Source organism: Desulfoluna sp. CLI2B (assembly GCF_056847375.1).
In genome coordinates this window covers 4,094,297-4,117,236 of record NZ_CP186557.1, presented here as the reverse complement: position 1 = coordinate 4,117,236, position 22,940 = coordinate 4,094,297, and the positions used below count along the sequence as shown (strand labels likewise).

23 protein-coding genes and 1 pseudogene are annotated in these 22,940 nt (G+C 61.4%); 13 read left to right on the top strand and 11 right to left on the bottom strand.

Annotated elements, in window-relative coordinates:
- The first annotated feature begins 53 nt into the window (after positions 1-53).
- The gene (locus ACOYW2_RS19255; protein ID WP_482767610.1) at positions 54-917 is read left to right on the top strand and encodes an alpha/beta fold hydrolase; all 864 of its coding nucleotides are present in this window, start codon (positions 54-56) and stop codon (positions 915-917) included.
- The gene (locus ACOYW2_RS19250; RefSeq protein ID WP_482767609.1) at positions 914-1,939 is read left to right on the top strand and encodes a polysaccharide deacetylase family protein; all 1,026 of its coding nucleotides are present in this window, start codon (positions 914-916) and stop codon (positions 1,937-1,939) included. Before ACOYW2_RS19255 ends, ACOYW2_RS19250 begins: the two co-directional genes overlap by 4 nt.
- Here ACOYW2_RS19250 and ACOYW2_RS19245 read toward each other — a convergent pair.
- From ACOYW2_RS19245 to ACOYW2_RS19235, 3 genes are read right to left on the bottom strand one after another with little or no spacing between them, the layout of a single operon-like run.
- The gene (locus ACOYW2_RS19245; RefSeq protein WP_482767608.1) at positions 1,925-7,381 is read right to left on the bottom strand and encodes a PKD domain-containing protein; all 5,457 of its coding nucleotides are present in this window, start codon (positions 7,379-7,381) and stop codon (positions 1,925-1,927) included. The genes ACOYW2_RS19250 and ACOYW2_RS19245 overlap by 15 nt on opposite strands.
- Positions 7,382-7,392: 11 nt before the next feature.
- On the bottom strand, positions 7,393-8,154 hold the full coding sequence (locus ACOYW2_RS19240; protein WP_482767607.1) for a YveK family protein: 762 nt from the start codon (positions 8,152-8,154) through the stop codon (positions 7,393-7,395).
- Between the two features lie 22 nt (positions 8,155-8,176).
- Entirely contained in the window at positions 8,177-8,896 is a 720-nt protein-coding gene (locus tag ACOYW2_RS19235) for a nucleotide-binding protein (RefSeq protein ID WP_482417648.1), read from the bottom strand.
- 542 nt (positions 8,897-9,438) lie between these two features.
- On the opposite strand from ACOYW2_RS19235, the gene ACOYW2_RS19230 reads away from it, so the two are divergent.
- The 4 genes from ACOYW2_RS19230 to ACOYW2_RS19215 all read left to right on the top strand — a co-directional run bounded on the left by ACOYW2_RS19230 (position 9,439) and on the right by ACOYW2_RS19215 (position 13,127).
- A complete protein-coding gene (locus tag ACOYW2_RS19230) occupies positions 9,439-10,620 on the top strand; it encodes an MlaE family ABC transporter permease (RefSeq protein ID WP_482767606.1) in 1,182 nt (393 codons plus the stop codon).
- A 1-nt stretch (position 10,621) separates the two neighbouring features.
- On the top strand, positions 10,622-11,392 hold the full coding sequence (locus ACOYW2_RS19225) for an ABC transporter ATP-binding protein (protein WP_482417646.1): 771 nt from the start codon (positions 10,622-10,624) through the stop codon (positions 11,390-11,392).
- Positions 11,393-11,439: 47 nt separating this feature from the next.
- A complete protein-coding gene (locus tag ACOYW2_RS19220; protein ID WP_482419575.1) occupies positions 11,440-12,438 on the top strand; it encodes an MlaD family protein in 999 nt (332 codons plus the stop codon).
- 98 nt (positions 12,439-12,536) lie between these two features.
- Entirely contained in the window at positions 12,537-13,127 is a 591-nt protein-coding gene (locus ACOYW2_RS19215) for a PqiC family protein (protein WP_482767605.1), read from the top strand.
- A gap of 81 nt (positions 13,128-13,208) precedes the next feature.
- Here the strand turns inward: ACOYW2_RS19215 and ACOYW2_RS19210 are convergent, their stop codons facing one another.
- Positions 13,209-14,117, bottom strand: coding sequence for a hypothetical protein (locus ACOYW2_RS19210; RefSeq protein WP_482419573.1), 909 nt, complete (start codon positions 14,115-14,117; stop codon positions 13,209-13,211).
- Between the two features lie 368 nt (positions 14,118-14,485).
- Between ACOYW2_RS19210 and ACOYW2_RS19205 the strand changes: the two genes are divergently transcribed.
- Positions 14,486-16,048 (top strand): glycerol-3-phosphate dehydrogenase/oxidase, encoded by a 1,563-nt coding sequence (locus tag ACOYW2_RS19205; RefSeq protein WP_482767604.1) that lies wholly within the window; start codon positions 14,486-14,488, stop codon positions 16,046-16,048.
- 4 nt (positions 16,049-16,052) lie between these two features.
- Here ACOYW2_RS19205 and ACOYW2_RS19200 read toward each other — a convergent pair whose 3' ends face one another.
- Positions 16,053-16,283 carry a hypothetical protein gene (locus ACOYW2_RS19200; RefSeq protein ID WP_482767603.1) on the bottom strand — a complete coding sequence of 77 codons (231 nt, stop codon included), beginning with the start codon at positions 16,281-16,283 and terminating at the stop codon, positions 16,053-16,055.
- On the bottom strand, positions 16,247-16,402 hold the full coding sequence (locus ACOYW2_RS19195; protein ID WP_482767602.1) for a hypothetical protein: 156 nt from the start codon (positions 16,400-16,402) through the stop codon (positions 16,247-16,249). Before ACOYW2_RS19195 ends, ACOYW2_RS19200 begins: the two co-directional genes overlap by 37 nt.
- 177 nt (positions 16,403-16,579) lie before the next feature.
- Here ACOYW2_RS19195 and ACOYW2_RS19190 point away from each other — a divergent pair.
- The 4 genes and pseudogenes from ACOYW2_RS19190 to ACOYW2_RS19175 form a co-directional block, all read left to right on the top strand.
- Positions 16,580-16,798: pseudogene (locus tag ACOYW2_RS19190) on the top strand (helix-turn-helix domain-containing protein); the annotation flags it as partial.
- A 139-nt stretch (positions 16,799-16,937) separates the two neighbouring features.
- Positions 16,938-17,255: a TetR family transcriptional regulator C-terminal domain-containing protein gene (locus ACOYW2_RS19185; protein ID WP_482767601.1), complete on the top strand. Its 318-nt coding sequence runs from the start codon at positions 16,938-16,940 to the stop codon at positions 17,253-17,255.
- 24 nt (positions 17,256-17,279) lie between these two features.
- Positions 17,280-17,663 (top strand): MBL fold metallo-hydrolase, encoded by a 384-nt coding sequence (locus ACOYW2_RS19180; RefSeq protein WP_482767600.1) that lies wholly within the window; start codon positions 17,280-17,282, stop codon positions 17,661-17,663.
- Positions 17,578-18,198: an MBL fold metallo-hydrolase gene (locus ACOYW2_RS19175; protein WP_482767599.1), complete on the top strand. Its 621-nt coding sequence runs from the start codon at positions 17,578-17,580 to the stop codon at positions 18,196-18,198. The genes ACOYW2_RS19180 and ACOYW2_RS19175 overlap by 86 nt, the downstream gene beginning before the upstream one ends.
- A 42-nt stretch (positions 18,199-18,240) precedes the next feature.
- On the opposite strand, the gene ACOYW2_RS19170 is transcribed toward ACOYW2_RS19175, so the two are convergent.
- From ACOYW2_RS19170 to ACOYW2_RS19160, 3 genes are all read right to left on the bottom strand, one after another.
- On the bottom strand, positions 18,241-18,867 hold the full coding sequence (locus tag ACOYW2_RS19170; RefSeq protein ID WP_482767598.1) for an Rnf-Nqr domain containing protein: 627 nt from the start codon (positions 18,865-18,867) through the stop codon (positions 18,241-18,243).
- Positions 18,868-19,082: 215 nt separating this feature from the next.
- Complete coding sequence (locus ACOYW2_RS19165; protein WP_482417637.1) at positions 19,083-19,364, bottom strand: peptidylprolyl isomerase; 282 nt, start codon at positions 19,362-19,364, stop codon at positions 19,083-19,085.
- Positions 19,365-19,471: 107 nt separating this feature from the next.
- A complete protein-coding gene (locus ACOYW2_RS19160) occupies positions 19,472-20,134 on the bottom strand; it encodes an HAD family hydrolase (protein WP_482767597.1) in 663 nt (220 codons plus the stop codon).
- Between ACOYW2_RS19160 and ACOYW2_RS19155 the strand changes: the two genes are divergently transcribed.
- Together ACOYW2_RS19155 and ACOYW2_RS19150 are read left to right on the top strand one after the other, a co-directional pair.
- Complete coding sequence (locus ACOYW2_RS19155; protein ID WP_482767596.1) at positions 20,129-20,260, top strand: hypothetical protein; 132 nt, start codon at positions 20,129-20,131, stop codon at positions 20,258-20,260. The two genes, ACOYW2_RS19160 and ACOYW2_RS19155, sit on opposite strands and share 6 nt — an antisense overlap.
- 394 nt (positions 20,261-20,654) lie before the next feature.
- Complete coding sequence (locus ACOYW2_RS19150) at positions 20,655-20,954, top strand: DUF2845 domain-containing protein (protein WP_482417635.1); 300 nt, start codon at positions 20,655-20,657, stop codon at positions 20,952-20,954.
- A gap of 113 nt (positions 20,955-21,067) precedes the next feature.
- On the opposite strand, the gene ACOYW2_RS19145 is transcribed toward ACOYW2_RS19150, so the two are convergent.
- The gene (locus ACOYW2_RS19145) at positions 21,068-21,784 is read right to left on the bottom strand and encodes an enoyl-CoA hydratase-related protein (protein WP_482767595.1); all 717 of its coding nucleotides are present in this window, start codon (positions 21,782-21,784) and stop codon (positions 21,068-21,070) included.
- 18 nt (positions 21,785-21,802) lie between these two features.
- Complete coding sequence (locus tag ACOYW2_RS19140; RefSeq protein ID WP_482767594.1) at positions 21,803-22,552, bottom strand: enoyl-CoA hydratase/isomerase family protein; 750 nt, start codon at positions 22,550-22,552, stop codon at positions 21,803-21,805.
- Between the last annotated feature and the right edge of the window lie 388 nt (positions 22,553-22,940).

Below are 22,940 nucleotides of genomic sequence, written 5' to 3'. Positions count from 1 at the left end.
CTCGCCGCCGGAGGCATGCTTTTTTGGCGTTTTTCCCCATAAGGAGGCAGGTTATGGAAAAAGTGCTGGTATTCGGAGAGCACCGGAACCTTGTGGGGATTTTGTCCGAGCCCGAGGGGGGGGGCGGGGGGATGCCCGGGGTGCTTTTGCTCAACGCGGGGCTTCTGCACCGTGTGGGCCCCTATCGTCTTTATGTGGAACTTGCCCGCGGCCTGGAGGCCTCGGGGTTCCATGTGCTGAGGTTTGACGGCTCCGGCCTGGGGGACAGCGCCATGCCCCACGACTCCCGCGACTACGACGAACGGTCCAGAGACGACATCACCGATGCCATGGATCTGCTTACGGAAAAAAAGGGGATTGAGACCTTTGTGCTGGTGGGGCTTTGTTCCGGGGCGGACAACGCCCATGCCGTTGCCAGTGTGGACGAGCGGGTCACCGGGGTGGTGATGCTGGACGGGTTTACCTACCCCACCCTGCGGTTTTACCTGAAAGACTACGCACCGTACATGATCAATCCTGTGCGTCTGGCCTGGTTCCTGGCCAAGTGCCTGGGCAGGGCCGTGGCACGGCTTATTCCTGCCTTACGGGCTTCCAAGGGCGGTGGGGATGTGTACGAACGGACGTTTCCACCCAAGGCACGGGTGGCAGGAGAGCTGGCGGAGATGGCGGGGCGGGGGGTCCGCATGCTCACCATCTATTCCGGGGGCATTGCCGGGTATTACAACTACGCGGAGCAGTTCACCGACATGTTCAAAGGCACGGATTTCAAGGGGCTCCTCCAGCTGGAATACATCGAGGAAGCCAACCACACCTACACGGCCCTGTCCGTGCGACGGCACCTCATGGGCATTATCTTTACCTGGGTGACAGACCATTTTGCCGGGGACGCACCCGTGTATCTGGAGGGGACGCCATGACGGTTCACGTGTACATCACCATCGATACGGAAGAGGACTCCTGGGACACCTACCACGCCACGGACAACCCGGTGGAGAACCTGGCGAGGGTGCCGGAGCTTCAGCGGCTCTTCGACCGGTACGGGGCCGTCCCCACCTACCTCATCAACTGGCCTGTGGCAACGGACGACAGGGCCCGGGAAATCTTGAAGGGAATCTACGACGACGGGCGTTGCGAGATCGGGACCCATTGCCACCCCTGGAACACCCCGCCCCATGACGAAGAGATTTCGGTGGAACACTCCATGATGTGCAACCTGCCCGAGCCCCTGGTGAAACAGAAGATGACCCGCCTCCATGGCGCCATTGAAGAGCGGTTTCACCTCTCTCCGGTCTGTTTTCGGGCGGGCCGGTGGGGGTTTGACGCCAAGGTGGCGCGGACCCTCAAGGCTTTGGGCTACCGCATCGACACCTCCATCAGCCCCTTTGTGGACTGGAGTGCTTACAGCGGGCCTGATTTCAGCCGGGGGCTCAGCGAGGCCTACCCCTTTGACCCGGATTACCCCATGGTACCCGACCCCCAAGGGGCCCTTCTGGAAGTGCCTCCCACCGTGGGGTTTTATCAGAAAAACGGGCGCCTCTGTTATGCCCTCATGGAGAGACTCCGTAAGAAGCCCCTGTCCAGGCTGCGGCTGCTGGGCATCCTGGATCGGCTGAGGCTCCTTAACTTCAGGTGGCTCTCACCGGAGCTGAGCAGCGGGGCGGAGATGGTCCGGCTGGCGAAGCAGTGCGTTCGGTTCGGCCACCGGTTCCTCAACATGTCCTTTCACTCCACCTCCATGCTGCCGGGCAAGAGCCCCTTTGTGGACGGAGGATCTGGCGCGGTTCCTGGCCGACATCGAAATGTTCCTGGACTACGCCGCCGCCACCATTGTCTTCTCCCCTGTGCGAAGCCCTGGAGGCGCCCACGCTCCGTGAGGAGCGGGGGCGCCTCGGCCAGGGCCGTTAAACCACTTCCTTTTGTCCGGCTAATCCCCTCGTGAGGTGTCGATGAAGCAGCCCGACGAGCCGGAGCCGGGATCAGGGGTTTCCTCTTCATCGGGCTCATCCGGTGTATCCGGGGTGTAGGGGCCCATGCCGATGGCCACGAAGTGTTCGCCGTTGGAGATAAAGGGCGTGGGCCTGCTCTCTCCGTTGGCCTTGTTGTAGGGGGAGAGCCCCAGCTGGCCCCACTTCACAATGGACTGGTCCGCGGTCATGGCCGGGAACCGGCCCTCGGGCAGGTGCTCGTCTGCGGGCACGGGCCCCAGGCCGATGATGATCTCGTCAATGCCGTCGTCATTGATGTCCGTGGTGGCCGGGCGCGTCTCTCCCTGCATGCTGTTGTAGTCGTTCCAGTCCACGGTGAGCCAGCTGTGGTGCACCGGGGCGCCGTCCACCATGGCGGCGACCTCCGTGCGTCCCTCACCACCGGCACCCAGGCCCAGGAGGATTTCATCGCGGCCGTCGCCGTCGATGTCTCCGCAGGTGGGCCAGGTGGCGCCGTTGGAGGCGTTGTACTCGGTCCACTGGCTCTGGCCCCAGGCCATGAGTTCAAAGGGATCGTTGAGGTTGCCGTTGCATACCTTGTCCAGGACGGCGTAGCGCCCGTTGGGCGTAAAGCCCGTGCGTTCGTCCGATCCCAATCCCACCACGATCTCCATGCAGGGATCGTCGTCCAGGTTGCCCAGGGCGGGTCGGGTTTCCCCGATGACCTCATTGTAGGCGTCCCAGGGAACAGAGGTCCACTGCCGGAGGGCGACACTGCCCAGGCTGTAAGAGAAGACAGCCAGTTTTCCCTGCCCCCCTTTGCCCAATCCCACCACAATTTCATCGACACCGTCGCCGTCGATGTCCCCACATGCCGGCCATGTCTCCCCATTCAGGTTGTTGTACTCTTCCCAGGGAATCTGGCCCCAGGCCAGATGCTTGAAGTCATGGGAGATGATCTGGAAGTACCCGCCGGGGATGGCGGGGTCCGAATCCACGGGCCCCAGGCCGATCACCAGCTCATGATAGCCGTCCCCGTCCAGGTCGCCGCTGGCCACCCGGGCTTCGTTGTTGTGTTTGCGGTAGGCATCCCAGCCGATACTGAGCCAGTCACGGTGCTGCATGTCGCTGTCGAGGACTTCGATGGAGGCGTTGCCCGTATCGTCCGTGGGGTTGGTCTGTACCAGGGTGTCGGTGACTTTGATACTGTCTGAATGGGACAGCCCGCCGTTGTCCGTGATCGTCAGGGTAAACTCCAGCTCCACGCCGCCCGGGGTGGATTTCGGTGCCACAAAGTGCACCACGGGATCACCCGGAGGTGTCAGGGTCACGGTGGGCCCGGAGGTCTGGGTCCAGGTCCAGGTGGAGATGCCGTCGTCCGGATCCAGGGATGCCGATCCGTCCAGGGTGACTGTCTCCCCTTCCAGGACGAACTGGTCTTCTCCTGCATTGGCCACGGGAGGCTGGTTGACAAAGAGGACCTGCACGGCGGTGGAGTCCGTGTCGGTGAGCCCCTGGCTGTCCGTGACAGTGACGCTGAAGAGGAGCCTGGCACCTTCTGTGCTCACGATGGGCGCCGTAAAGGTGGGGCTCACGGTTTCGGCGTCGGAGAGGAAGACCGTGGGGCCAGATGTCTGCTCCCAGAGATAACCGGTCAGGTTGTTGTCCGGGTCATGGCTTCCCGCAGCCGACAGGGTGACCACGGTTCCTTCGTCCACCACCTGGTCGGGACCTGCCGAGGCCACCGGGGGCTGGTTGACAAAGGTGACGGTGACCCTCACCTCATCGGTGGTGAAGAGCCCGCTGTTGTCCGTCACGGTGAGGCGGAAGGCGAGGGTGGCCCCGTCCGTGGAGACCGATGGCGCCGTGAAGGTGGTCACAGCCTGGTTGGGTGTGGCCAGTGCCACATAGGGCCCTTCAATTTGCTCCCATCGGTAGGCACTGATGCCGTCATCCGCATCGGAAGAGCCTTCGCCCGAGAGGGTCACCGTGGTCTTTTCATCGGCGAAGAAGTCTTCCCCTGCATCGGCCGTGGGGGGCTGGTTGGTGTCGGTGACGTTGATGATGACCCGGTCCGCTGCCGAGAGTCCGCCGTTGTCCGTTACCGTCAGCTCGAAGGTCAGGGTGGACCCGTTGGGGCTGTCGGCAAGGGCGGTGAAGACCGGTGCCACGGCCGTGGCATCGGAAAGGGTCACCACCGGTCCGGATTTCTGGGCCCAGCGGTAGGCGGCAATGGAGCCGTCGGGGTCGCTGGAGCCTGCTCCCGAGAGGGTAACCTCGGCGCCCACGGGCACGGTCTGGGCGTCACCGGCATCGGCCACCGGCGGTTGGTTGAGGGTGGAGATGGTCACCTGCATGGTGTCGGTGGCGGTTAAACCGCCCGTATCGGTGACCGTGACCATGAAGGTGAGCTGGGTGCCGTCGGGCAGCCCGTCAGGCACGGTGACCCTGGGGGAGACGGCCGAGGTATCGGAAATGGCCGCAGGGGGACCCAGGGTCTGAGACCAGGCAAAGGAGGCGATGCCGTTGTCCGGGTCGCTGGAGCCCGCAGCCGAGAGGGTTACGGTGCCCCCTGAACTCAGGGTCTGGTCGGCCCCGGCGTCGGCCACCGGCGGCTGGTTCACGAAGATCACGTTGATGACGGTCTGTGCCGTGGCTGCGAGCCCTCGGCTGTCCGTGACCGTCAGTTTGAAGGTGAGGCTGCCCCCGGACGGCCCCACATCCGGGGCCGTGAAACCGGCAACGGCGGTATTGGCGTCCATGAGTTCAACGGACGGCCCGTCCAGCTGCTCCCAGCGATAGGAGGCAATGGGGTCGTTGTCGGGATCCGACGAGTTGACGCCGGAGAGGCTCACGGGTTCACCCTCCCGGGCGGTGCGGTCCGGTCCGGCATCGGCAACGGGGGGCTGGTTCTCAAAGGTGACGTTTACCAGGCTCGTGGCCGCGTGGGTGGCCCCTTCGTTGTCCGTGACTGTCAGCTGGAAGGTCAGGGCGCTGCCGCCTTCATCCACACTGGGGGCCGTAAAGGAGGCTGTCTCGGTGTCGGCACCGGTGAGGGTTACCACGGGCTCGTCGGCTGTGGTCACCTGCTCCCATGTGTAGGCTGAGACGGTGCCGTCCGGGTCGCTGGAGTTGGCGCCGGACAAGGTGACCTCAACCTCCGGCTCCACGGTCTGGTCCGGCCCGGCGTCGGCCTTGGGCTTTCGGTTGACCTTGGTCAGGGTCACCTTGGTGGTGTCCTGGGCCGTGGCTCCGGCCGGATCGGTCACCGTCAGGGTGAACTCCAGGGCGGTGTGGGAGCCCACGTCGGGGGAGACAAAGCTGGGCGTTGCCGTGTCGGCGTTTTCAAGGGTGACCGTGACCTTGGAGTTGGCGTCCGTACGGACCCAGGCGTAGCTGAGAACGCCCCCTTCCGGATCCCTGGAGCCCGTACCATTGAGCACCACGGTGGTGGGGGTGCCGTCTGAGGTGATCTCCGGGTGGGTCTGGTCCGGCCCGGCGTCGGCCACCGGCGGCTGGTTGAGGTGGGTGATGGTGACCTGAACGCGATCCGAGGCCGTGGCACCGTTGTCGTCGGTGACGGTGAGTTCAAACTCCAGGGTGGTGTCGGCGGAAACCGCAGGGGCCGAGAACTGCGGGGTGGGGGTATCGGCCCCCTGGAGGGAGACGGAAATCCCTGAGTTCGTGTCCGTACGGACCCAGGCGTAGCGGGTGAGGGTACCGTCCGCATCACTGGAGCCGTTGCCGTTTAAGCTGATCATCGTGGGAACACCGCCGGTGGTCTCGGGGTGGACCTGGTCCGGTCCCGCATCGGCCACGGGGGGCCGGTTCACATGGGTGATGGTGGTGCGTACGCGGTCCGAGGCCGTGGCGCCGCTGTTGTCCGTGATGGTGAGCTCAAATTCGAAGGTGGTGTTGGCGGAAACGTCCGGGGCGGTAAAGCTCGGCGTGGCCGTGTCGCTGTTCTGGAGCGAGATGGGGATGTCCGCATGGGAGTCGATACGGGTCCACGCGTATCCGGTGATGGAGCCGTCCGGGTCGCTGGAGGCACTGCCGTCCAGGGTCACGATGGTGGGGATTCCCCCGGTGGTTTCCGGCTGGGTCTGGTCCGTCCCGGCGTTGGCCATGGGGGCCTGGTTGACGTTGGTGATGGTGACGGTGACCTGGTCGGAATCCGTGGCTCCGTTGTCGTCGGTTACCGTGAGTTCAAAGACGAGGTCCACGTTGGCCGAAACACTGGGTGCGTTAAAGGAGGGCCGCACAGCCGTGGGGCTCGACAGAATGGTGGAAATGTCGCCGTGGTCGTCCACGCGTCGCCAGTGATAGGCGATGATGGTGCCGTCTTCATCCGTGGAGCCCGAGGCATCCAGGGTGATGCGCGAGGGGATGCCGCCGATGGTTTCCGGATGGGACTGGTTATCCCCCGCATGGGCCGAAGGGGAGGTGTTCCCGCCGGGCAGGGGGATGGTCTTGTTCACTTCGTTGGAGTACTCCGACGGCTGGTTGCAGGCGTTGAATGCCTGGATGGCAAAGTAATAGGTGGTGTCCTGGATCAGCCCGGACACGGTATGGACCATCTGGGGCGGAAGGGGGGATGGTTGCGGGATGGTGGTGCTGTGTTCGGTGTAATTTCCCGCCTCGGTGCCCCAGTGAACGATGTAGTAGGACGCCTCGGCCGAAGAGGGCCAGGTCAGGGTGGCATCTCCGGTCTCCACAACCCGTTCGGTGATGGTGACCCTCACCTGGTCGGTGTCCGTGGCCCCCTTGTCGTCGGTTACGGTGAGTTCAAACTCAAAGGCGACGTCTCCGCTTACCTGGGGCGCGGTAAAGGAGGCCGTGGCCGTTCCGGCGTTTTTCAGGTCAAAGGAGTAGTCTGTGTTCGCGTCGATGCGCGTCCAGGCATAGCTGACGATGGAGCCGTCGGCATCGCTGGAGGCGTTGCCGCTTAAGGTGACGGTGGTGGGAGACCCGTCGGTGGCGTCCGGGTGCTGTTGATCCGAACCGGCGTTGGCCGTCGGAGGAACGTTTGTCCCGGGGGCGGTGATGGTCTTGGAGACTTCGTTGGAGAAGTCAGAGCTTCCGTTGCAGGCGTTGAAGCCTTTGACGGTAAAAAAGTAGGTGGTGCCCTCGGTGAGTCCGGACACGGTATGGGTGATGCCGGACGGCAGGGGGGACGGCTGGGGAATGTTGGCGCTCTGCTGGTTGTATTGCCCGGAAGCGGTTCCCCAGTAGACCACGTAATACGAGGCTTCGGACGCAGGGGGCCAGGTGAGGACGGCGTCCCCAGCCAGGGCCCCGGAGGGGCCGAGGAGCCAAAAAAGAAAAACCCACAAAAGGAGAAAGGCGCGTGTTCCCGGTTTTGCGGGGGGGCGCCTGTTTTCCGGTCCGTTGGTGGTGCATGGGTACAGGTGTTGGTTTCGGGGGCGGTGATCTCGTGTTGCGGGTGTGTGTCTCATGTCGTTATTGCTTATATCTCATGGCCTTGGGAGGTATCTTTCCCAGCGGGGATGGCGTTCAGGTTGGGGAGCCGGCCCAGGATCGGGAGCCGGGTGTCTTCAGCGATCTGTTTTTCAGATTTGTACGAGCTGTCCATGGATTCCAGAAGGATGTGGACCACCACAAAGGCCACGAGCCCGGCAAAAAGCCACAGGAGTGTTGGCAAGGCCCTGTCGCTGCTCCAGGCAAGGCGGGTTGCCGGAGGCACGGGGTCCATGCGGGGTACGTCGATGATGGGGGCCTTGATGTGGGCTCCCTGCCGTTTGTAGCCCTCCTGTATCCGCTGGTGGAGGGTGGTGCTGTAGTAGAAGACCAGGTGGCTTCCCAGCTCCTTGTCGGAGCCCCGGTAAACGGTGCGCAGGTTGTTGTCCTCGACCTTGATCGACAGGTTGGTCAACGCCTCACGGTAGATCTCATTGGTCTTTTTCGGGGAGATGGGCAGGCCGTAGCCCCGGGGGTATCCCATGATGCGTTGGGAGTTGAAATTGGCCTTGATAAAGGCCTCCCAACGGGAAGGACTGGAAAGAAGCGGGGCCAGGGGGGCCACGCCCGTGGGCGTACCGGTCTGGGCCACGGGGGCGTCCTCGGGCACGGCAAAACTAGACGAGAGGGTGTAGACGCTTGGCGTCAGGGCCATGTAACCGACATACGCCAGGGGGGGGATCAGGACCATCCAGAAGAAGATCCAATGCGCGGTAAGGCGGTACGTCAGTCGTTCAAGGTAAAAAATCATGGTCGACCTCATGATAGGGCGGTTAGCGGTTGGAGTGCACCAGGCGCGCTCCGGCTTTTCCCGTCCCGGACCGGCGTGCAGGGCCGTGGCTTAAGGGGGAAAGGGGGTTCCGCCATTGGTTGGCGACAATGCCGAGTACCTGGGCCCCGCTTGACTGCAGTGCGCAGCAGGCGCCTTTGGTTTTGGACTTGGGGGTGACATGGGTCAGGGCCACAAGGATCACCCCGTCGGCGGCTTTGCCCAGGAGCATGGGATCGTTCATGTTCCGGTTGGTGGGGTAGACGGCCGAGGTGTCGATGAAGATCTGGTCGTACCTGTTTTTTGCCTCGTTGATCAGGGCCGCCTGGCTGGGAATGGAGCTGGCGTCGTTCCAGCTCTCCGACTTGGCAAAGGCCGCAGCCGTGAGGATAGACAGATCGCCCATGCCGGGCACGGCGATGACGTTGTCCAGAACATCATTGGATGCATTCGGGGGAGGCTCTGCGGGGATGCCGAACTGGGTGTGCACCTCCGGTGAGAACCAGTGGTAGTCGATAAGCAGCACCCTTTTCCCTTTTTCCCGGGCGGCCAGGGCCGCCAGATTACAGGCCAGGGTCGTTTTACCCTCTCCCCACCAGCCGCTGGTGATGAGAACGCTTCGGGGGGGCGACGTCCCTTTTTGTTCGAACACGACCGAGTAGATGCGTCGTGTTTCGGCGCTGTCCCTCAGGATGGACGACGTGTTGCTGTGTTTCCGATCCATGGAGTACCTTTAGGTTTATGTATGTGTAAAAGATACGCATTCAACGGGCCCGTACACATGGTCACTCACGGCCGTCTGTGGGCTGCAGGCCACGGCGTGTTGCGGAAGAACACAACGTCTCCTGTCACCGGACACAAGGGGGCCGTTGGGTGGATGCGTCGGCATGTACGGACATCGGGATGTAAAACAGAATCACTTCAGGAAGGAATATCAGCAGGTTGGAATATCCATTTCGTCAAGCTGGGAAGAGGGGTGACGGGTGGTCTGGTGAAGCTCAGGGGGAATCAATGAATCCTGTGTGTTTAAGACCAAATATAGTCGAATGTGTTCTTGTTTTCAATGCAAATTAAGATGGCACCCTTAGTTTTTTGGGGTGAGCGATGTTTAATTTAAGGGAACCCGGGCAATCACAAAGCCGTTGGTTGTCCAGGGGCGTTTTGGTGCCGGATTCCCTTCCGAAGGGGCTATCCCGCTTGAATTATCGGTGCAATGTTCGTATATCTGTCTGGCATTGAGGATTAAACACGGAACATTCGGACCCCATGGTTGACACTCCGGCACGGGCCGGGGCCAGAAGGATCGGGACAGGGAGCAATAAAGGCATGCAGGAGCAGGGCGGTATCACCATCACAACGGAGCAGGGGCAGGGTGTGGTCTCCCTTCACGGTCCCTGGGACCGGGCGGAAACGGGCCTTCGGGTCGCAGAGTCCCTTCTCGCCCTGGGGCCGGTGCGGCGGGTGCGTTTCGATACCACAGGGCTTGTCAGCTGGGATTCCCGCCTGGCCGTCTTTGTAAGCGGCCTGGTTGAGGACCTCAAGGCCCGGGACGTGGCCGTGGATGAGAAAGGGCTCCCCACGGGGATGCTCCGGCTCATGGCCCTGGCGGCCCAGGGGGCGGGCGCAGCGGGCGCTTCGGTGAAGCCGCCGCGGGAACCGCTCTTGATGCGGGCCGGCCTGAAGGCCACGGCCGCGTGGGCGGCCCTTGTGGACACCCTTGGCTTTATCGGGGAGACGGCCCTTGGCCTGGGCCGCCTGGTCACGGGCAGGGGGCGCTTCAGGCGCGACGATTTTTTCCTGCTCCTGCAGGACTGCGGGGCATCGGCCCTGCCCATTGTGTCTCTCATCAGCCTGGTCATCGGGGTGATCTTTGCCTTTGTGGGGTCGGTGCAGCTCAAGCTGTTCGGGGCCCAGATCTATGTGGCGGATATTGTGGGCCTTGCCATGGCCCGCGAACTGGGCGCCATGATGACGGGCATCATCATGGCGGGCCGCACCGGCGCAGCCTTTGCCGCCCAGCTGGGCACCATGCAGGTCAATGAAGAGGTGGATGCACTCACCACCATGGGGTTGAACCCGGCGGAGTACCTTGTGATTCCGCGGGTGGCGGCTCTTGTGATGATGATGCCCCTGCTCTGCCTGTATGCGGATTTCCTGGGCATCGGTGGGGGCATGGCCATCGGGGTGGGGATGCTGGACATCCCCCTTGTCCAGTACTGGAACCAGACCCGGGCTGCCCTTGACGTCACCCAGTTTATGCACGGTATCATCAAGAGCGCCCTGTACGGGGTCATCATCGCCATGGCGGGCTGCTATCACGGCATGCGGTGCGGTCGCAGCGCCTCGGCTGTGGGGGATGCGGCCACCCGGGCCGTGGTGGCGGCCATTGTGGGCATCATCATCGCCGACGGCCTCATCGCCGTGGTCACCAGCATCATCGGAATGTAGCATGACAAACACACGTGCGGGGGATCCCCCCCTGAAAGTGACGGACCTCACCATGGCCTACGGCCCGCGGGTGATACAACGGGACCTCGCCTTTGAAGTGGCAAAGGGTGAGATCTTTATCATCATGGGGGGCAGCGGCTGCGGGAAGAGCACCTTGCTGCGCCATCTCGTGGGGTTGAAGGAGCCTGCCAGGGGAAAGGTCTTCCATGGCCGGACATCCCTGTATGAGGCTTCGTCCCGGGAGCAGAGTGCCTTGATGCAGCGCATCGGGATTCTTTACCAGAGCGGAGCGCTTTTCAGCTCCATGACCCTTTTTGAGAATGTGGCCCTTCCCCTGTACCAGTACAGCGATTACACGGCGTCCGAGATCCGGGAGCTGGTGATGTTCAAGCTGGCCCTGGTGGGCCTGGGCGGGTTTGAAGACCACCTTCCGGCAGAGATCAGCGGGGGCATGAAGAAACGGGCCGGCCTGGCCCGGGCCATGGCCCTTGACCCAGAGATTCTTTTTTTCGACGAACCCTCGGCGGGACTCGACCCTGTCAGTGCCCGTCGTCTGGACGACTTGATTTTGGAGCTCAAGGAGTCCCTGGGGGCCACCATCGTGGTGGTGACCCATGAACTGGCCAGTATTTTTGCCATCGGTACCGATTCTGTTTTTCTGGACGCAGAGACGAAAACCATGATCGCCTCCGGGCATCCCAGGGACCTTCTTGAACGGTCGGAGGATGCGCGGGTGGTCCGGTTCCTGACCCGTGGCGAAGGCAGTCGATAGTCGTCGGGATCCGTGCAGAAGGGAACCTAATTCAGTTTGGAGCGGGCATGAAGCAGAAAGCAAAATTCAGCATCATCGGCGCCTTTGTGGTGGGGGGCTTCCTCCTGGCTTCGGCCATGGTGGTCACCTTCGGGGCCGGGGAGTTTTTTAAGGAAAAGGACCACTATGTCCTCTATTTTGAGGATTCCCTCAAAGGGCTTGATGTGGGGGCACCGGTGCGGTTTATGGGGGTCAAGGTGGGCAATGTGACAAGCATTGGCCTGGTGTTTGATATGAAGAACCTCTCCTTTACCACCCCGGTTCACATTGAGGTGGAGAGCAACCGGGTCAAGCTGATGGACTACGGCGCGAACACCGAGATGATCCTGGGGTCCATGAATGAGGATGATTTCAGGGAGGAACTGGTGAAACGGGGGCTCAGGGCCCAGCTTAAGATCGACAGCCTCCTGACGGGTAAATTGTACGTGGCCATCGGGTTCCACCCGAACAAAGCGTACACCCTCACCGGCAAGTCAAAGGATGTCATGGAGTTACCGACCGTTCTGTCCGATATCTCGGAGCTCTCGCGGGCCGTGGAGAACATTCCCGTGGAGGCCATCGCCGACCGGTTCCTCTCCACCGTGGACTCCATCGATCGCCTCATCGCCTCGGTGGAGGAGGACGATACCTTGGGGCAGATGAGCGAAGCCATCGTGGCGTTCACCGACCTCATGAACCAGGCCCGTTTGTCCCTGGAGCCCATCACCGATTCCATCGAAGGGGCGGCCACGGAGACAAAGAGCCTTGCGGTGAATTCCGGGGAAGGGATCCAGCGCACCTTAAAGGCCCTGGAAGAGGTGGCCGTCTCCTCGCAGTCCATGGTGGCCACGGCGGAAAAGACCATGCAGAGCCTCGATGCAGGCCTGGGAGCTGATTCAGCTGTCACCTATCGTTTGAACCGCATGCTCGGGGATGTCTCCGAGGCGGCCCGGGCCCTGCGGGCCCTGGCCGATTACCTGGAGAGGCACCCGGAAGCGCTGGTGTTCGGGAAGAACAAGGGGGAGTAAGGCCGCAGCGCAACGACATGCGGTTTATGTCTAATGCGCCTCGCGTACGGACGCCTGCTAAAGATTTGTTTCCACAGCTTATACCACTGGAGAAAAAGATGCTGAAGACTGTTAACCTGATTGTTGTGGGCGCGCTTCTGTTGATGGCGGGGTGCGCCTCCTCTTCCGCCGTGGTGACCTATCACCTGCTTCATCCCGTGGCGGCCCCTGCCGAGGCCGGTGAGTGGGATCCTTCGACCTACGTGGTGGTGGGACCTGTGGAGTTGCCCTCGTACCTGGATCGTCCCCAGATGGTGGCCCGCCGAAGCGACCATACCCTTTCGGTAAACGAGTACCAGCGGTGGGCAGAGCCCCTGGATGAGGGCATCGCCCGGACCGTGGCGGAGAACCTGTCTCAGCTCACCGGCGGGGAGAAGATGTTCCTCTATCCCTTTGATGCGCCCAAGGCATCGGTCACCATGCAGGTTTTTATGGATGTGGTGCGGTTTGACACCGATGAGGCGGGAAAGGCCGTGCTGGATGTACGGTGGGGGCTGAAAAACGGTAAAAGGGAGACCCTTCTGACCCGGCACACCTCCCTTACCGGGGTGGTGGATGGTGAGGGCCAACCGGCCCGGGCCAAGGCCCTGAGCCGGTTGGTTGCGGAGTTCAGCAGAGACGTTGCCCAAACCCTTGTGAATCCGGAGTAAGGTCCCGTCGTCTGTCTCTCATCCCAAGGGGTGCCGGGGGGGAAAGGCACCCCTTGGGGTTTATCCCCCGGGCGAGGCGGTTCAGCTCATGGCCTTGAACATCCCCGTCACTCCGTCGCCTCCCGAAAAGTCTCCCAAGTCCACCTTGACCGGTTCCAGCAGGGTGGGATCCACACCGAATCCTTCCATCATCAGGGTATCCAGAACCCGGATCTTGTGGCGCATCTCCTCTTCGGTGTGGGACGGCCCGATCATGCCCTGCATCATCATGGTTTCCATGGTCAGGGTCTTTAACCCCTCTTCAAACTGATGGGCTTTTTCCGCGGCCGCTTCCATGTCCTGCCGGATGGCCATGAAGTGATCCTGCAGGGAGTGCCCCCCGCCAAAGGAGCTCATGGTGATGATGGCGGTCACCAGGTGGTCCTCCAGGTCTGATCCCCGGTTTGCAAGGCCCTTGAGAAGCCGATTGAGAAACCCCGTGGTTTCGTCGGTCCATCGCATTTTTTCACCCCTGAGCAGCACAAGGAAAAGATCGTCCCGTCCACCCGCCAGGTGGGCCCGTGCGGCGTCCACCACGCTTTGCGGCGGATTGGCCTTGACGTTGAGCCGTTTGACGAACAGTTCCATGCATTCCCTGGGCAGGGTGACGCCCACCGGCTCGGTGGCACCTTCCAGGGTGATGTTCACGTCCACTGTTTCTTTGCAGACGGCATCCAGAAGTGTTTTTTCGTCCTCGGCGGTGAACCTGAACTCGTCAAAGAGGGGTTCGAGCCTCAGCTTGGTCCGGCGGTCGGGGAAAAAGAGCAGCTCAAAGAGCATGTCCCGGTCGGGGTGGTCCTCATCGTTAAAAGCGAGGCGCAACTCCTCGGGGGTGGTGATGGAAAAGGTGGACTCCAGAAAGTGGGACATCTCTTTTTCAGGGGTGATTCCCCTGCGAAGTTCTTCGAGAAGTGTGCGGGTCAGCTCCTCGTGTTGGCTTTTTTTGTTCATGGTCTTTCCTTAGTATTGAATGATCCATGGTTGAACATCTGGTACCTGGCCGAACGCCTTGAAGATGGTCCAGAGTTTTGACGGGGCTGGCTTTTCGACATAAGATGGTCGTGCATATGTCAACGCGCCGGGTAATGCATGGGGGGATCGGCGGGCCGATGGTGACCGGTGCGGAGTGAAGGGGGCATGAGAAAGGAGTGAATGGCGCTTACTTGTTCATAATATAATGGCTTTACGCCGCAGCGCAAATTAATTTTCGGCGATGGACTGTTTTGCGGGCCATGCCCGGGCACCGCTGGGAAAAACAGACCGGCGCCGGGGCGGACCTGTGGTGTGAACCGACTCAATGCAGCGGAAAAGGAGGTACCATGGAACGAACCGGGATGCTCTCTCAGGCAGCAGAACGCGGACGCGTATGGGACATGATCGTGGTGGGTGGAGGGGCCACCGGCCTGGGGGTGGCCGTGGAGGCCGCCTCGCGGGGATACACCACCCTGCTTCTGGAGCAGGCGGATTTTTCTCAAGGCACCTCCAGCCGAAGCACCAAGCTCATCCACGGCGGTGTCCGGTACCTCCAGCAGGGCAACATCACCCTGGTGCTGGAGGCTCTCCACGAGCGGGGCCTGCTCTTTCACAACGCCCCGCATCTGGCCCGTCACCAGTCCTTTATCGTGCCCAATTACAGCTGGTGGGAGGGCCCGTTTTACGGCATCGGCATGAAGGTGTACGACATGCTGGCCGGAAAGCTCGGCATCAAGCCGTCCAAGCACTTGAGCCGCCAGCGGACCCTTGAACTCATCCCCACCCTGGAGCCGGAAGACCTGAAGGGCGGCGTCATGTACTACGACGGCCAGTTTGATGACGCCCGCCTGGCCATCACCCTGGCCCTCACCGCAGAGGACCACGGGGCATGCCTTGTCAACGGCATGCGGGTGGAAGGGCTCATCAAGAACCAGGGGCTGGTGTCCGGGGTGCGGGCCGTGGACGCGGAGAGCGGTGACGAGCTGGAGATCATGGGGCACTGCGTGGTGAATGCCACCGGGATGTTCGTGGATGAACTCTGCCTCCTGGACGACGCCGCCCGGGAGCCCATGATCGCCCCGAGCCAGGGGGTGCACATCGTCCTGGACAAATCCTTTCTGCCCGGAGACAGCGCCATCATGGTACCGCAGACCGATGACGGCCGCGTCCTTTTTGCCGTGCCGTGGCACGACTGTGTCATTGTGGGCACCACGGATACCCCCATTGAAAAGCCCCTCATGGAGCCCGATCCCAAGGAGGAGGAGATCGAATTCCTGCTCACCCATGCGGCCCGGTATCTCACGAAAAACCCCGAGCGAAGGGATGTCTTAAGCGTGTTTGCAGGCGTTCGGCCCCTCATCGGGTCAACGAACGCCAAAAAGACCGCGGCCCTCTCCCGGGATCATCATCTGGAGATCTCCAACTCGGGCCTGGTCACCATTGCAGGCGGCAAGTGGACAACCTATCGGAAGATGGGGGAAGACGTGGTGGACCATGCCGCAAAGGTGGCCGGACTCCCGGAACGTCCCTCAAGGACGGCCTACCTCAACCTCCACGGGTGGTCGGCTGACGAGGCGGGCAACGCCCCCTACACCCTCTACGGCAGCGACGCACGCCTGATCAAGCGCCTGGAAAAGGAGACCCCGGATCTGGCCGAGCCTCTCCACGAGAAGCTACCCTACCGCAGGGCCGAGGTGGTGTGGTCCGCCCGGCATGAAATGGCCCGCACCGTGGAGGATGTCCTTTCCCGCAGGACCCGGGCCCTGATTCTGGACGCCCGGGCCGCCATGGAAGCGGCCCCGGACGTGGCAAACCTCATGGCCGGGGAGCTCGGCAAGGACAGCGCCTGGGTCGACGATCAGGTACGCGCCTTCAGGGAATTGGCCTCCGGCTATATCCTGGAAGGGTAGCGGGTTACTTCATTCCCTTGGCAAGGGCCTGGAGGCCCTTGCCCATGAGCCAGCACGCAAGGGCGAGCAGGGGAAAGGCGATGAGGGCCGGGGTGTTGGCAAGCTTGGCTGCCCCCAGGATCAGCTGGCGCCGAATGGCCGAGAGCCTGTCGTCCAGGATGAGTTGGAGAAAGCCCAGGTCTGCGGCCTGGTGGGTTTTCAGCCAGGCCCAGCCCCCCTTGTCGATGACGAGCATGGTTCCTCAAGGATAAGGGCTTTGATCGTGACGATGACGGAGAGGGTGACCCCTGCCAGGGGGATGTAGGCCAGGTAGTGGAGGGCAACCGACGTTGCCTTGGATGCCGGGTGACTCATGGGAACCTCGCGGGATTGTGTGGATGGCGGCACAAAAAAACGGACACACGCCGTGAACGCATGGTTTTCCGGGGCACATCATCAGGTTGTGGGTGGTGACGGTCAATCTATAATACGGTTCGGGGGTTGGCAACAGGGTTTTCTCCGAACCGGAGGAGAAACGGGTTGATTCCCTCCATGGCGTGGGATACACTCCACTTTTTTTATGACCGGTCGGTCGGTCATAGTTTACGGAGAGCGAGATGCCGAAGATTGTGGACAAAGAGGCCAGACGGAGAGATTGCTGAAGAAAGTGGCCTTTTTTTTCTTGAGGGGTACGAGAACACCCCGGTTCGGGCCATCACCGAGGCGGCAGGGATCTCCAAGGGCTCCTTTTACGACTATTTTTCGTCCAAGGAGGAGATCCTGGGCTTCATTGCCGAGGCGCGTTTTCGCAAGTGGCGGGACCTGTTTGAAGGGGCCGTGCGTTCTGTGGAGGGCCAGGGTGCCGCAGCCGAGCTATCGGCGGTGGTGACGGAGGCCATCCGGTCGGTCGATGCCCCATACGGTGAACATGCTGGACCTCTGGCGCATGGCCATGCGGGGCCGGGGGGCCTCGGACCTGGCACACGCCATGGACCGTGCCATGGCCGAGCTTCGGGCCATTCTGGAAACGGTGGTGGACAAGGGGAAGGCCGCAGGCGAGTTTCGTGGAGACACTGACTCCCGGGCCACGGCCGTGGGGGTCCTGGGGCTGGTCTCCGGGCTCACCATGCATGTGAACATGATGGACACCACCCCCATGGATCCGTTCCATATGGCTGAGAAGACCTGTGGGCTGATTTTGTCGGGGATAGAAATAAAGGCGCGGTAACGCGCCGGACGGATAGGTATACGGATGGTAGTGTCGTTGGGAGATGGGATCTCCCTGATTGTGAATGCGGGGTACGGCGGGTCAAACTGCCTGTATGTGGACGGAGAGCGTCGGGTCCTTGTGGAGACCGGCGGGGAAGAGGGCCTGTCGGAAATCGATCCCGAGGGCGTGGATCTTATTATCAACACCCATCGCCACATCGATCATGTCAAGGGCAACGGGTTGTTTCCAAATGCCAGGGTGTGTGTTCACCCCGACGAGAGGGCGGCCATGGGGGATGTGGACCTCGTGGCTGCCAGCGGCGGGTGGCCCCGCCTCATGGATGGGGGATTCCAGGATTACGGCGCAGCTGGACCCGGACCTGCTGTACGCCAAGCGCCCGGTCCACGGGACCCTAACGGACGGTGAGGTGATCGACTGCGGGCGGACCCGCATGGAGGTCCTCCATACCCCCGGCCACACCGCAGGGCACTGTTCCCTGTTTTTTCCCGAGGAGGAACTTCTCTTTGCAGGGGATATCTGCTTAACGGCGGTGGGACCCAACTATGCCGATCCCGATGCCGACATCGATAAGCTTATGGACTCCATTGATCGGATCGCGGCCCTGAAGCCGAAAGCCCTGGTGTCGTCCCACAGCAAACAGGTGTTCAACGGCAACTCCGCAGAGGTGCTCTCCGAGTTCCGGGGGCGCATCCTGCGCCGGGAAGAGAGGGTCCTGTCCGCCATAAGGGAGCAGCCCGCCGATATCCACGCCCTGGCGGCAAGGCGGCGGCCGACCTCATCCCCGTCACCCAACCCGTTTTGTGGTGTTCTGGGAAAAGAGCATGATCGAAAAACACCTTCTCCGACTGGAAAAGGGCGGGCTTGCCGAAGTATCCGAGGATGGGATCTGGCATCCGGTGTAGAGATGCCTCCACCTTGTGGCCGGAGGCACGCTTTTTGAGCCGGCCTTAACCATAGAAACCTGCTTTTTCCTTGGCCTGTCTCAGGGCTCTTCCCTCTTTTTTTTGGTTTCCCGTGCCCCATAGGCGATGAGCCCCAGAAGGGCCCCTCCGGCCACGGCACCGTAAAAGGGGTTCTTGCCGTAGTGTGACAAAAGCTGGGTGACCAGGCCGACAAAGAGGAGGTAAGCGGTGAACCCCAGGCCCTCTGGTGAGGGGCTGTCCATAAAAAGGGATTCCCGGACAGGGTGACGGCGAGGGAACCCGCCGAACCGGCTGAGGATCAGGCAGCCGATGGGGATATAGGGGGAGAGGCCCTGGACATGGGAAAAGAGTCCCGGGGCAAGGAGCCGCAGGAAAAGCTCCAGAAAGGGGATGAGCATGGAGGCGCAGAGAAGGTAGAGCATTCCCCGAAGCACGGGAAGGACGTATCGAAGGGAAGACGGGGCCTCCCTTTGGAAATAGGGCGAGGAGGATGCCCAGGAGAAGAAGGCGTTGGCGGCCAAAAGCACCAGGGTCGTGCCGCCCCCCAGGAAGAGGGCCGGAAGGAGACCGGTACTCACCGAAAAGAGACTTACCAGCCAGAAGACACTGAAAAAAACCACCCACCCCGGCGGATCAATCCACACATCATAAAAAAAACGGCGGAAATGGCGCCCCACTAAGTTCATGCGATGCTCCCTGTGGCTCAGGTTGAGACGATGTGGCCGTATTCGGCCCCGGTTGCGTATGTGTTATCTGATATATCACAAAACCATAACACAGTTTGAGCCGAAGGAGCAGGATATTTGGCGGGTGGAAATCAGGTGCGCCCCGGTCTACTTAACTGCCCGGGTCGCGCATCGTGACCCGGGGCGGAGATCAGCATGGGGTGGGGGCCATGGCATCAGGCCTTGCGGCTGATGACCTCCACGAGGTGGTAGCCGAAGTCCGTTTTGACGGGGCCTGTGACCACGCCGGGTTCTGCGGAGAAGACCACCTTGTCGAACTCGGGCACCATTTCGCCGGGCTGGAACTCGCCCAGGAACCCTCCCTGGTCACCGGAGGGGCAGGTGGAGAATTTTTTGGCAAGTTTGGCGAAATCGCCGCCGTTTTCTATCTTTTTCTTGAGGTCGTTGCACTCTTTTTCGGTTGCCACAAGGATGTGGCGGGCTTTTGCACTGGCCATGGTGTTGTCCTTTGTCGATGACGATGGGTTTCGGGTATCGGCGAGTGTCCCGTTGGGGCACACGCCCAAAGCTTTTCTATATCACGCCCCGGGCCGTGTGCGGAGGATTATCTCTGCAGGGCGTCTTCCACCCAGGCCGCGACGGCAGAGGGGGAGTCGGCCACCGGGTGATCGGCGGGCCCCCGGACAAGGCCCCATCCGTAGGAGACGCCTAAAAAGGGGGCTCCCGCCTCTTCTGCGGCCTGTCGGTCCGAGGGCTGGTCTCCCACAAAGAGAAGGGCTGTGACCGGAATGCCCAGGGCGCGTGCTCCGAGCCGGATGGCATCGGCTTTGGGCATGCCGTCGGTTGTGTCCCGGGCAAAGACGCAATGGGGGTGAAAAAGGGTGAACAGATCGCCTAAGGGGCCCTGGACATTGGCCAGGGTGTTGGCCGTGACGATGCCCAGGGGAAGGCCAGAGGCCGAGAGGCCGCGGAGCATCCGGGGAACGCCTTCGAACAGCGGAATGCGGTAGTTGGCCGTAAACCCGGCGCGATATTCCCGGTCTCCTTTTCGGGCAGCCTCTTCGGGGAACCCCACAGCACGGAAAAAGGCCGTCATGGGGCTGATGGGGACCCCGCTTGCGGCGATTTTCTTGAACGCGTTACTGTCCGGGATGTTCAGTCCCAGGGCGTACCGGGCGTTTAACTCCCTGCAGATGGCTAGGTGGGAGGGAAGGGAGTCCAGGAGGACCCCGTCCACGTCGAAAAACACGGCCTTGATTTCATGCATGGTGTGATTGACCTCCAGGGGGCGGTTGCAGGGGCCTGGTCCGGGGGCCCGGCAGCGCGGGAAAAAGTGTACGTATCGCATGAAGGCCTGGTGGCAGCCATCATCGCAGGGGCATCCGCACCGTAAGGCTTGGCCCTTTGAGATGTGTCCGAGCCTTTATTCTGCACACCATACCAGAAAAGAGTCCGGGGCGGAGCGTATGGTTTGGACTTTTTCCTGGGGCCGCCGCCGGAAGGGGACGGTTTAACCTGATTTTCCGTAAATGGAAGTGTTGACAGTACTTTTCAGGTGCTGGTATCATGAAAAGGTGATTGGGTGCCTTCTTCCCCCTCAAGACTCATCTTTCGAGCTTTTCGTTTTCTTGTGTCTGTTTTTTATGCATTTTCAGTTGTGTCCGGTCGATTCGCCTGTCTGCCGATGTCAGATAGGAATGTCATGGCTTTTTTTCGAGTTGTGCCTGCATATGGGGCAACCCTCGAAGACGCCTGTGGTACCCCATAAACCTGTATAAGGAGCGAACATGATACGAGTAAAAAGTCTGGCGGTTGCCCTTGTTGCCGCTTTTTTGCTGGCGTCGGCACTACCGGCCGTTGCCGCCAGTTCATTTCGGTGCGGGTCCACCATCGTCAAGCCGGGGATGCTTGATGTGGATATCCTGAACAATTGCGGCGAGCCCTCCAGCAGGGAGATTGTCGGCAAAACCACGGGTAAAATGGAGCTCAACATCGAACGGTGGGTCTACGGCCCCATCAGCGGGTACATGTATATCCTCTATTTCAAGGCCGGAACCCTGGAAAAAATAGAATCCTACCGGCCCTGATGGGCTTTTATCAGCCCTTCTGATGCGGTTTCACCCGGAACGATAAACGGCACGGCATGCCCTTTGCCCGTGAACCCCTGGTCCACGGGTTTTTTATGGGCAAGCGCAACCTGTCAACACTTCAGGGCTTTGGACGCGAAGCTTTTAAAGGCCGATTTTTCCCGGGCGAGGCCCTCGTCCACATGGGCGCCGCTCTGGACTTCGATAAAGGCTTTCACGGTGTGCATCATGGCACGGTTTACCGAGGCGATGCGCTCCGCAAGCTCCAGGGCACGGGTAAGCAGGGCCTCCCGGGGCACCACCTCATTGACCAGGCCCCAGCCAAAGGCTTTTTCCGCCGGGATCTTTTCGCAGGTCAGGGAGATCTGAAGGGCCCGCCTCCGGCCCACGGCCTGCTGCAGGAGCTGGGTCATGCCCCAGCCGGGGTGGATGCCGATTTTGGCGTGGGTGTCCATGAAGCAGGCTGTGTCGTCTGCGATGAGGAAATCGCAGTTCAGGGCCAGCTCAAAGCCTCCGGTGACGGCGTATCCGCTCACCGCTCCGATGACCGGAGTGGTACACCCCTGAAACACGTCCACCATGTCTTTTCCGTCTCCCCTGGGGTTGACCAGGTTGTCCGTGGCCAGGCAGTCCAGGTCGATGCCCGAGCAGAAGCTGGTCCCCTGCCCGCAAAGGACCAGGGCGCCTACGTCATCGTCGTTATCGCCCTTTTCCACGCAGTCGAACAACTCCGTGAGCAGTTGCTGGGTGATGGCGTTGCGGCGTTCGGGGCGGTTGAGGGTGATGAGCCCCACGGCTCCTTTTTTTTCGTACATTACAACCGGGGTCATGGCAGGTGTCTCCTGTGGCTACTGGTTCGGGTTGTGCATGGCAAAGGCCATGAGCATCTGGCTGCGGTCCTCCATCTGGAGGCAGGCCTCCAGGCCTCCCGCATCGATGTTGGCGTTGATGGCCTCCTTGGTCATGCGAATGCCCAACGGGTTTTTGGAGAGCATGATGGTGGCCAGCTCCGTTGCGGTGGGGATCATGGTCTCCCTGGGGACCAGGCGGCTCGCAAAGCCTAAGGCCATGGCCTCTTCTGCGCCCATCCAGTTGCCGGTGAGGAGGTACTCGTTGGCCCGGCCCGAGCCGATGAGCCTGGGCAGGAAGTAGCTGGAGGCCATGTCCGCACCCCCTAAGCCGATATTGATGTAGGCGGCGGAGAAGCGGGCATTGTCGGCGAGGATGCGGATGTCCGAGGCCATGGTCAGGGAAAACCCGATGCCTGCGGCGGCACCGTGGACACAGCAGATCACAGGCTGGGGGATGCGGCGCATGGCCAGCATCAGGCGGCTCATGCGTGCCTGGGCGTTGTAGGCGTCGACAGGGCGCATGGCAAAGATCTCCGGGCCGTATCCCTGCATGTCCAGGCCTGCACAGAAACCCTTGGCCTCACCTCCGTCGAGGATGAGGACCCCCACCTCTTCGTTGTACATGAGCTCTGCGAAAAGGGTCTCCATTTCGCGGACCATCTGTTCGTCAAAGGCGTTGTACTTGTCCGGCCGGTTGAGGGTGAGTCGGCCGATGCGTCCGTCGCAGCTAAACGTGAGTCGTTCCATGGCGGTCTCCGTATCCGTCGGTGGTTGGGTGGGGTGTGGCATTGAAAAGGTGCGCTGTCCTGCATGCTTACAGGGGGAGCTACACGGCATGGGACGGCGCTGTGTGTTGTCCCGGAAATGCTAATGGGATTGCTCTTTGTTCGTCAAACGAAAAGAGTGGTGCCCATGGAAAAAAGTGCGGGTCGCAGGGGCTTTTTTCACCTTATACCCTTTGGGGCGCCCGGTGCGGGACAGTGTCTTTCGCAACGCCGGCAGGGCTTTTGCGACGGGGGTTTGTTTTTTTGTAACGGATTGATTTCAATGGGCTTGAACCTCCAGTTCACGGCATGGTATAGTAAACTAAAATTCAATCCAGGGAGTCCATCTGATGATGCCCTGTTGATATCCT

What these genes read in the sequence shown, in the direction of transcription:
- ACOYW2_RS19255 (WP_482767610.1), top strand. Translation starts at nt 54, where the DNA reads ATGGAAAAAGTGCTGGTATTCGGAGAGCACCGGAACCTTGTGGGGATT.
- ACOYW2_RS19250 (WP_482767609.1), top strand. Translation starts at nt 914, where the DNA reads ATGACGGTTCACGTGTACATCACCATCGATACGGAAGAGGACTCCTGG.
- ACOYW2_RS19245 (WP_482767608.1), bottom strand. Translation starts at nt 7,381, where the DNA reads ATGAGACACACACCCGCAACACGAGATCACCGCCCCCGAAACCAACAC.
- ACOYW2_RS19240 (WP_482767607.1), bottom strand. Translation starts at nt 8,154, where the DNA reads ATGATTTTTTACCTTGAACGACTGACGTACCGCCTTACCGCGCATTGG.
- ACOYW2_RS19235 (WP_482417648.1), bottom strand. Translation starts at nt 8,896, where the DNA reads ATGGATCGGAAACACAGCAACACGTCGTCCATCCTGAGGGACAGCGCC.
- ACOYW2_RS19230 (WP_482767606.1), top strand. Translation starts at nt 9,439, where the DNA reads ATGGTTGACACTCCGGCACGGGCCGGGGCCAGAAGGATCGGGACAGGG.
- ACOYW2_RS19225 (WP_482417646.1), top strand. Translation starts at nt 10,622, where the DNA reads ATGACAAACACACGTGCGGGGGATCCCCCCCTGAAAGTGACGGACCTC.
- ACOYW2_RS19220 (WP_482419575.1), top strand. Translation starts at nt 11,440, where the DNA reads ATGAAGCAGAAAGCAAAATTCAGCATCATCGGCGCCTTTGTGGTGGGG.
- ACOYW2_RS19215 (WP_482767605.1), top strand. Translation starts at nt 12,537, where the DNA reads ATGCTGAAGACTGTTAACCTGATTGTTGTGGGCGCGCTTCTGTTGATG.
- ACOYW2_RS19210 (WP_482419573.1), bottom strand. Translation starts at nt 14,117, where the DNA reads ATGAACAAAAAAAGCCAACACGAGGAGCTGACCCGCACACTTCTCGAA.
- ACOYW2_RS19205 (WP_482767604.1), top strand. Translation starts at nt 14,486, where the DNA reads ATGGAACGAACCGGGATGCTCTCTCAGGCAGCAGAACGCGGACGCGTA.
- ACOYW2_RS19200 (WP_482767603.1), bottom strand. Translation starts at nt 16,283, where the DNA reads ATGCTCGTCATCGACAAGGGGGGCTGGGCCTGGCTGAAAACCCACCAG.
- ACOYW2_RS19195 (WP_482767602.1), bottom strand. Translation starts at nt 16,402, where the DNA reads ATGAGTCACCCGGCATCCAAGGCAACGTCGGTTGCCCTCCACTACCTG.
- ACOYW2_RS19185 (WP_482767601.1), top strand. Translation starts at nt 16,938, where the DNA reads ATGCCCCATACGGTGAACATGCTGGACCTCTGGCGCATGGCCATGCGG.
- ACOYW2_RS19180 (WP_482767600.1), top strand. Translation starts at nt 17,280, where the DNA reads ATGGTAGTGTCGTTGGGAGATGGGATCTCCCTGATTGTGAATGCGGGG.
- ACOYW2_RS19175 (WP_482767599.1), top strand. Translation starts at nt 17,578, where the DNA reads ATGGGGGATTCCAGGATTACGGCGCAGCTGGACCCGGACCTGCTGTAC.
- ACOYW2_RS19170 (WP_482767598.1), bottom strand. Translation starts at nt 18,867, where the DNA reads ATGAACTTAGTGGGGCGCCATTTCCGCCGTTTTTTTTATGATGTGTGG.
- ACOYW2_RS19165 (WP_482417637.1), bottom strand. Translation starts at nt 19,364, where the DNA reads ATGGCCAGTGCAAAAGCCCGCCACATCCTTGTGGCAACCGAAAAAGAG.
- ACOYW2_RS19155 (WP_482767596.1), top strand. Translation starts at nt 20,129, where the DNA reads ATGCATGGTGTGATTGACCTCCAGGGGGCGGTTGCAGGGGCCTGGTCC.
- ACOYW2_RS19160 (WP_482767597.1), bottom strand. Translation starts at nt 20,134, where the DNA reads ATGCATGAAATCAAGGCCGTGTTTTTCGACGTGGACGGGGTCCTCCTG.
- ACOYW2_RS19150 (WP_482417635.1), top strand. Translation starts at nt 20,655, where the DNA reads ATGATACGAGTAAAAAGTCTGGCGGTTGCCCTTGTTGCCGCTTTTTTG.
- ACOYW2_RS19145 (WP_482767595.1), bottom strand. Translation starts at nt 21,784, where the DNA reads ATGACCCCGGTTGTAATGTACGAAAAAAAAGGAGCCGTGGGGCTCATC.
- ACOYW2_RS19140 (WP_482767594.1), bottom strand. Translation starts at nt 22,552, where the DNA reads ATGGAACGACTCACGTTTAGCTGCGACGGACGCATCGGCCGACTCACC.